The organism is Parachitinimonas caeni (assembly GCF_030129945.1).
In the GTDB taxonomy this organism is placed as follows: domain Bacteria; phylum Pseudomonadota; class Gammaproteobacteria; order Burkholderiales; family Chitinimonadaceae; genus Parachitinimonas; species Parachitinimonas caeni.
The window spans coordinates 1-388 of sequence record NZ_JARRAF010000214.1; the positions used below are offsets into that span (position 1 = coordinate 1).

Sequence of the window (388 nt, forward strand, 5' to 3'; positions counted from 1 at the left end):
CAGTCAGCTCGAAACTCCAGCCAGTGACGCTATAGCCACCGATGGCTCGCCAGCCGGTTTGCGGATTCTTGCTGGTGCTCAGAATCTTCCAGTCGTTGTAATACTCCTTCCAGATTCGTTGCCATTCCTCTGGCGTCTTGGTGGCTGGCCCGCCCTGCACCGGCGTGATAACGGTGCGGCCCGAGATGAAGTCATCGCCAAAGCCCCCCCAAGCCTGTTTCTGCCCAGCATTGGTGTAGAGATAGTCGTTACCCAGGCCGCCATTCAGGTCGCCAGTTCCCTTGCTGGCAACGATAAAGTCATTGCCATCGCCGCCGGCGATGGTGGTAGCGTTATAGAGATAGTCGTTACCGGGCGTGCCGCCCACGGGTGCGGTAGGGGTGCCACC

At 59.5% G+C, this 388-nt stretch carries 1 pseudogene; it reads right to left on the bottom strand.

Annotated features, from left to right (window positions below):
- A pseudogene (locus PZA18_RS24370) lies at nucleotides 1–388 on the bottom strand (hypothetical protein); the annotation flags it as partial.